The sequence below is a fragment of the Hydrogenophaga atypica genome, assembly GCF_042665215.1.
GTDB classification, from domain to species: domain Bacteria; phylum Pseudomonadota; class Gammaproteobacteria; order Burkholderiales; family Burkholderiaceae_C; genus Hydrogenophaga; species Hydrogenophaga defluvii_A.
Genome location: NZ_JBHTCA010000006.1, coordinates 239,351 through 245,723, shown reverse-complemented (window position 1 = coordinate 245,723; position 6,373 = coordinate 239,351). Strand labels below are relative to the sequence as shown.

The 6,373-nt window shown below is 56.6% G+C and carries 6 protein-coding genes and 1 pseudogene; 4 read left to right on the top strand and 3 right to left on the bottom strand.

Annotated features, from left to right (window positions below; translation table 11 throughout):
- Positions 1 to 118: 118 nt before the first annotated feature.
- Positions 119 to 319, bottom strand: a pseudogene (locus ACFQPB_RS11640) (transposase); the annotation flags it as partial.
- A 373-nt stretch (positions 320 to 692) separates the two neighbouring features.
- Here ACFQPB_RS11640 and ACFQPB_RS11635 point away from each other — a divergent pair.
- The 4 genes from ACFQPB_RS11635 (at position 693) to repC (ending at position 4,308) form a co-directional block, all read left to right on the top strand.
- Positions 693 to 1,148 carry a hypothetical protein gene (locus tag ACFQPB_RS11635; RefSeq protein ID WP_382223325.1) on the top strand — a complete coding sequence of 152 codons (456 nt, stop codon included), beginning with the start codon at positions 693 to 695 and terminating at the stop codon, positions 1,146 to 1,148.
- Between the two features lie 175 nt (positions 1,149 to 1,323).
- On the top strand, positions 1,324 to 1,974 hold the full coding sequence (locus tag ACFQPB_RS23915; protein ID WP_465262277.1) for a hypothetical protein: 651 nt from the start codon (positions 1,324 to 1,326) through the stop codon (positions 1,972 to 1,974).
- 376 nt (positions 1,975 to 2,350) lie between these two features.
- Positions 2,351 to 3,307: an AAA family ATPase gene (locus ACFQPB_RS11620; RefSeq protein WP_382223316.1), complete on the top strand. Its 957-nt coding sequence runs from the start codon at positions 2,351 to 2,353 to the stop codon at positions 3,305 to 3,307.
- On the top strand, positions 3,304 to 4,308 hold the full coding sequence (repC, locus tag ACFQPB_RS11615) for a replication protein C, IncQ-type (RefSeq protein ID WP_382223313.1): 1,005 nt from the start codon (positions 3,304 to 3,306) through the stop codon (positions 4,306 to 4,308). The genes ACFQPB_RS11620 and repC overlap by 4 nt, the downstream gene beginning before the upstream one ends.
- A gap of 140 nt (positions 4,309 to 4,448) precedes the next feature.
- Here repC and ACFQPB_RS11610 read toward each other — a convergent pair whose 3' ends face one another.
- Together ACFQPB_RS11610 and ACFQPB_RS11605 are read right to left on the bottom strand one after the other, a co-directional pair.
- Entirely contained in the window at positions 4,449 to 5,147 is a 699-nt protein-coding gene (locus ACFQPB_RS11610) for a hypothetical protein (RefSeq protein WP_382223310.1), read from the bottom strand.
- A 483-nt stretch (positions 5,148 to 5,630) separates the two neighbouring features.
- The gene (locus tag ACFQPB_RS11605) at positions 5,631 to 6,371 is read right to left on the bottom strand and encodes a hypothetical protein (RefSeq protein WP_382223307.1); all 741 of its coding nucleotides are present in this window, start codon (positions 6,369 to 6,371) and stop codon (positions 5,631 to 5,633) included.
- Positions 6,372 to 6,373: the final 2 nt, after the last annotated feature.

Here is a 6,373-nt window from a genome sequence, read left to right as displayed (position 1 = left end):
CCCCGTGACCAGGCGTCGTACCACCTCTGAATCGATCTCTGACATACGCGTCCACCTTGTTCTACATGGACACGTAGCTTCCTCTCTCAGGCACTCTGTGGAAAGACGTAGTTCAATGACCGCTTACCTCCCAGCGGCGCATGCGTGTGTAGATGGTGTGCCAGTTGCCAAACCTTTTGGGCAGGCCACGCCATTTGCAATCGTGCTCAGCCACGTAAAGCATGGCATTGACCACCTGAAGGTTGGTCATGCTCACGTTACCGCGTTGAGTCGGCAGGCAGTGTTCGATACGAGCAAACTGTTCGGACGAGATTTCCATGCACCACAGTGTGGTTCGTCAATTCCATTTAGGGAATTAGTGTTAACACGACCTAGTCGCTTGGCCGACAAGTACCGCGCCATCGAGGTCGATATTGACGAGCTCTGAGCAGACCAGTTCAAGGCATCAATGCGAATTCAAGCTGCTCCGAGTTCAATCCCCAGGGCCTTCCAGCATTGCGCAGGCCCCTCCTCTGCGACCAACGCCAATTGAAGCGCATCGCACAAGGCGACTGACTGCCCCCTCGTCAAGGAAAACAGTCGCTCCAGCAGCGGCCACAGACTGGATTGCTCGGCCTGGTCAATTTCAACGCCCAGGTCATCACAGATGGCTTATCGACGAAGCACAGTTGCGCGGTCAGTTGTTGAGCGAGATGGCCACCGATTTGCATGTGACCTACGGCTACATCAACCAGCTGCGTAATGGAATACGCAAGGTCTCCAACATCAGCAATGAGTTTGCTCGCTCTTGCGCGAACTACCTCGGCGTCCCCACGGTCGTGGTCAAGCTCGTGTCTGGCAGCATCTCACTGTCCGACTTCGCGTGGCCTGCCCTGGACGAGGACATGGTGGTCGAGCGAGCATTCCAGCGCATGCTGACCGACCCGAACGTTCGACCGTCTCTGCCAAGGCATGCTCAGAAACTGCCGGTGGCCGCGAAGCGTGCGATGGTCATGATGTACGCGGACATCACTGGCGTGGACCTGTTTGGTGTGCGGCAGTTGCCAGACATCGTCTATTGGCTGCAAAGGGCGGCCACCAGCCGAGGGCACGTGCAGTACACGGGCCTACCGACAGTGGTCCGCCGTCTGCAACGCGGTAGATGGTGATGAGCGCAGCCTGCTGAGAGCGCTGCAGGAGCGAGGGTTTGTCAAGTACAGAGGCAAGGGCTGATATGTGCGTGTTGATGGCGGCGCAAGGACTGAATTTTTGGAGCCGGTGACTACACGTTGTTGTGAGCTGATTTCGGTTCACACCTCAGGTCAACATTTGAAGGAAATTTTCATGAAAAAGTCCAGCCGCGCACCAGTCATCTCTGCGTCTGAAGTTTACAGTTGCGACCGACAGCTCGAGACACCGGCTCAACGTGTCGAACGGCTGTACGCCGACCAAGGCGGTCCGTTGCTTGCCTGGCTACTGGAGGAGGCGCAAATACGTGGTCAACAGCTCACGGAAATGGCCCAGGCGCTCGGCGTGACATATGGCTACATCAACCAACTACGAACAGGTATCCGCGAGGTCGCTCGTATCAGCCCCGATTTCGCGAGGTCTTGTGCTCACTACCTCGGCGTCCCAGTTGCGGTGGTGAAACTCGTCTCTGGCAGCATTTCGCTCAGCGATTTTGCGTGGCCACCGCAAGACGAAGCGTTGGTCGTCGAGCGAGCATTCAAAAAAATGCTGAATGACCCCTCAGTGCGGCACTCCCTGCCGCATCGACCGCATCTTCTGCCGGTAGACGCGAAACGTGCGCTGGTCAGCCTCTATGCCGATACCACCGGTGTGGACCTGTTCGGAGTTCGCCAGCTGCCCGAGATGGTGCATTGGCTTCAGAGAGCAGCCATGCTGCATGACGACCACGAAGGCCGCGCGATTGAGGCAAAGGAAGCTCAGCGTCTTGTTGATGCATCACGACACAACGAGACCGCTGGCGTCTGAAGACGTGAGCTTTTGATTCTCTGGGGCGGGCCTGTGTGCTCGCCCTTTTCTCTTTTCGCTCCGGAAATATAAAACCCCGACCTATATCTCTTGCCATGGTCACTATCGACCGCTGGCGGGCATGAGCAGGCGTTGTCGGTCGCTGTCGTGCTCCAGTTTTCCGACAAGAGAGAAATCATGCAAGAACTGAAACTACTCACACTTAGTGAGCTCGCCGCCATCTTGGGGCGCAACCCTGAGACTGTCCGAAAAGACCTTCGCCGTAATCCCGATGCGGTGCCACCTCGCTTGCAACTGCCAGGCACTCGACTGCTCCGCTGGCGTGCAATAGACGTTGAGTCGTGGCTGGCCTCGAACATCCAGAGCGGGGGACGCCGTGTTTGATTTTAAGCTGAGCTCTATTTTTGGCCGCATCCTCGACATCAAGCGGATTCTGACCAACCCTGCGCCACCCTTGGATTTCGTACTTCCTGGACTGACGGCGGGAAGTGTTGGGCTACTAGTGGGGCCTGGCGGTATGGGCAAAACGATGTTTGAACTGCAGGTTGCCGTGTCGCTCGCAACCGGTTTGGGGTGCCGGGATTCACTGTTCGGCCATGAGGTTTTCGAGGGTATGTCTCGTAACCCCCAAAAAGTCGTTTTCGTTGCAGCAGAGGAGCCCATCGAGGTGTTGTGGCAAAGGCTGCACGCCATTGTCTTCTCGTTAAAACAGCGCGATGTTTTGCCAGCGGGATTTACGTGGCCCGAGTTCATGCAGCGCCTTGATGAGAACCTCAGGTTGTATGCATTGGCTGGTCGACGGCGCGTTAATCTGCTGACCCCCGATTTGGAGGGGTCTGCGGATGCTCAGGAGCTCACGGCTCTGTGTAGTGGTGCGCGCTTGCTCATCGTTGACCCTCTTCGCCAATTTCATTTCGAGGACGAAAACCAGTCAGCTCCCATGTCCGCTGTAATGTCTGTTTTCAAACAGATTGCGCAAAAATCTGGTGCAGCAGTGCTGGTTGCCCACCACAGCAGCCGAGCATCAGGTTTGCAGGGTTATGGCGACACAGCAGACGCTGGCCGCGGCTCGACAGCGCTTAAAGACGACGCGCGATGGCAAATTAACTTGACATCTCCGAGCCGGGACCTTTTGAAAGCTCACGGTATTCCCATCGCCCATGCCAGTGCGCATGTGGCACTGACCGATGCTAAGAATAACTATGGCGCTAAACGGCCAACGGTTCTTTTGCATCGTACTGCGGGGGGAGTGCTCGTTCCGGTTCAGATGCCGACAGGGGCCAACGTGAGCACGCTGAGTCCTCGTCGTCGAATTAGCCGGGAACGCGCATGAAACGTCTGTCAGACCAACGCCCTCCAGCACGGTACCAACCATCTGTTGGCTTGAGTCTGCTGTTTACCCCCTTGCCCAAGGGGGCTCAGCGCCCCGTTCTGGATGTCTCCTATGCGCTTGGCTCGGAACACATCCTCCGTTTCAGCGCCCGGGAGGCTCTTGGGGTGCCCGAGCAAACGTTGCTCTTAGCGTTGCTTGAGCTTGCTGGGGAGCAGTACGCGGACTGTGGAGATGATGCCGTGGTTTCCGCCGCCGACGACCGCAGCTTGCCTGGTCGGCTGTGGTCTGCGCTCTACCCAGAGGGCGGCCTCGGCATGCCGAAAACAGTCATGATTCGGACAACTTGGGAAGCACTCAATCGGCGCTGTGGCACTCGCAGCGGGGGCTCGACCATCGAAATGCGCAAGGCGGGTTTGCGGCGTTTGTGCGAGGTGGTTGTTTGGGAAGAGCATTCCGGTTGTCGTACGACAAGGCAATCGTTTCTCTTGGTGTGGGTTGAGGGCGATGACCGACACATTCATTTGGCCTTGAACCACCGCCTAGCCTCGGTTTTTTTTGGAGGTCAGTACGCTAAGCTTTGGATGTGCGAGCGACTGCGCTTGGGCAGTGACCTGGCAATGCATGTCCACGCGTTCCTTTCCACAACCATGCGACCCGGTGCCAGCCTGAGCATCGGCCTGGATACCCTGGCTGCACGAGTGTGGCCGACCGACCATGATTCCGCACCGGCGGGCACGCTGCGTCGACGTCGCAGCGAACTGAAGAGAGCCCTCGCGGCGATTGCCCGTCTGTCGCACTGGACGGTTTTGTGGGAGGTAGGCGTCAGCACATCCACGAAAGCTGTCATCCGGCGAGCCGAGGGGAACACTGTTCGCGATATGACGTCTGCTACGCCCCCTTTCCCGTCCAGCCAGCTGAGCAGGTCTCAGGGCCACACGGACCCGACTGTTGCTAGCGACACTGCAACTAACGTTTGCAGTCTGTTTGCCAGCGGAGTGTGAGCGCATCAATCGGCGTCGATTGAAAACGTCAGCTTCCGTCTTCGTTGTGCGGTAAAAAAAAGAAGGGGCAGTCTCGCGACTCCCCCTTTAATCAGTTTGCTGTTGAAGGTGTCCCAGTTTGAGGGTACCTATGCCTTTCTTCAGTGGTATGCCGACTTGGTATCTCGTGTCTTCAGCATGGCTTCCCCAATGTCAGCCGCCATCTGAAACGCGTCAACGATGGTCTGCGCGTTGCCTGTTCTCGCGACCACCATAGTCCGAAGTTTGCGGTGCGGGTCGTCAAAATGGCTGTCACGTTCGAGCATCGCGCGCAATCCACTCACGGCCATCGCATCCAAAGATGCCTGTTTTGAATCAAAGCAAGGGGCAACTATCGAACTCAGAACACCATCAAACTCATTACTCAACGGGGCGCGGTTAACTATTGCAATACTGCGTGTGCCGTCTGAGGCATCAGCAAACAGGGTGATACTGCCTTGTGCCGCCAGCGCTTCCAGCCATTGCCGTGCGCCGGCTTCCCAAAATGGAAGAATCCACTGGAAATGGTGGCGCTCGCAGCTAACGTCCAAGGACAAGCAGGGCAAATTGGGTAACCAGTCCTGAACGGTGACCCTGGCATATGAGGCCGAGCTAGCCTTGTAGCGGTGGAGGTCGTCTACCTCGTCTGCATTGAGTACTGTTTGGATGGCCCAGCCCGCCGGTAAGCTCAGCCCTCGCGCGCTTACAGCAAGCTCGGCTTCTTCGGGTGACAGGAGTAGGGCGCTGCGCAGCCCGCGACAACGCTTCAGCAACTGTTTCAGGGTCTCCGGGCTACTCGTAAGTTCATGCAAATTCAACATGTGGTTTCCTAATAAATTGGGGTCCTTGAAACCTGTGTAGCGACTGGATGCCCGAATCCGTCGACGGATGGACCGCCATCGACGACTGCGTGATGGGTGGGCTGTTGACCAGCAGGCTGGGCGATGGGGAGGTCGGTGCCTTCGAGTTGCAAATCCGTTCAGTGACCTTCGTAGGTCAATCGCATGATTGCGACTTGGAGGGGATTGACCGTTCACGATATGACGTCTCACCCGTCCCGAGCAGGGCATATCGTGAACAGCCTCGCTCTGAAAAGCGTATGCAAATCAATCACTTATCGCAATATGACGTCGCCGGACTATTGAATAGTTCAATAGCGCAAACCAGGCCCACCAGCGCCTTGGCGCGGCGCTTGTGGACCCGTTATCAGCTTTAGTTTCAGGCGCGAAACGGCAGAGTGGTTTTGAGTTGCGACGCGCTCAAAAAACTGGGGCATCCTCTCGGATACCCCAGTAAATCATTTGTTAGCGAGTTCCTGCGGAGCGCAACTTGCCCCACCCAAACAGGCTGGAGAGGCACTGCCTCATTTCAGCCTGGGCATCGTCAGCTGCCTGGTGTAGAAGTTTCACGAGGCCATGAGCGTTTTGCTGTCTGACCATCATCAGGATGCGGAGGTCCTCAGTGCTTTCGCCTTCTTTGCCGTAGACCTGTGGGTCGTCCAGCATCAGCTCCATGCCCGCCTGTACAAACTGCTCAAACCTTGTTTGTTGAGTCTCCTCGAGGACCGGTGTATCGGTCAGCAGATTGAGCAACGCGTGGGCAGTTTCATCGTTGAAGGTATTCGAGAACTGGACAGCGCCTTGTTCGTTGTTGACTGACTGGACGACCCATGTGATGGACTTTTCTTCACTCACCTGGCGCAACCAATCGCGTGCACCGATTTCCCAAAGTGGTACGCCCCAACGGAACTGCACACCGTTGATTTGCATAGACAACACCACCAACAGTCGGTCACGGCAAACGGTTCTTGTCGTTATGAGCAAGATGGAGTTTTTCAACTTGCTGAGCCAGTCGACTTCTTCACCGGCAAGAGCAGACCTAAGTGTCCAGCCTTGGAGGTTGCTTGAGCCAATTTCGTCTGCCAGCTCGTTGGTTTCCTCCGGGCTGAGTAGTTGGCCGTACCGAAAGTCTCGGAGGCCGTAGGCCAGCACTTGGCGCTCAATCTGCTGGCTGAGTCTGTTGCGATTTCGGGTTGGTTTTTTCATGG

Coding starts and splice junctions, on each gene's coding strand:
- ACFQPB_RS11605 (WP_382223307.1), bottom strand. CDS start 6,371: ATGAAAAAACCAACCCGAAATCGCAACAGACTCAGCCAGCAGATTGAG.
- ACFQPB_RS23915 (WP_465262277.1), top strand. CDS start 1,324: ATGAAAAAGTCCAGCCGCGCACCAGTCATCTCTGCGTCTGAAGTTTAC.
- ACFQPB_RS11610 (WP_382223310.1), bottom strand. CDS start 5,147: ATGTTGAATTTGCATGAACTTACGAGTAGCCCGGAGACCCTGAAACAG.
- ACFQPB_RS11635 (WP_382223325.1), top strand. CDS start 693: ATGGCCACCGATTTGCATGTGACCTACGGCTACATCAACCAGCTGCGT.
- repC (WP_382223313.1), top strand. CDS start 3,304: ATGAAACGTCTGTCAGACCAACGCCCTCCAGCACGGTACCAACCATCT.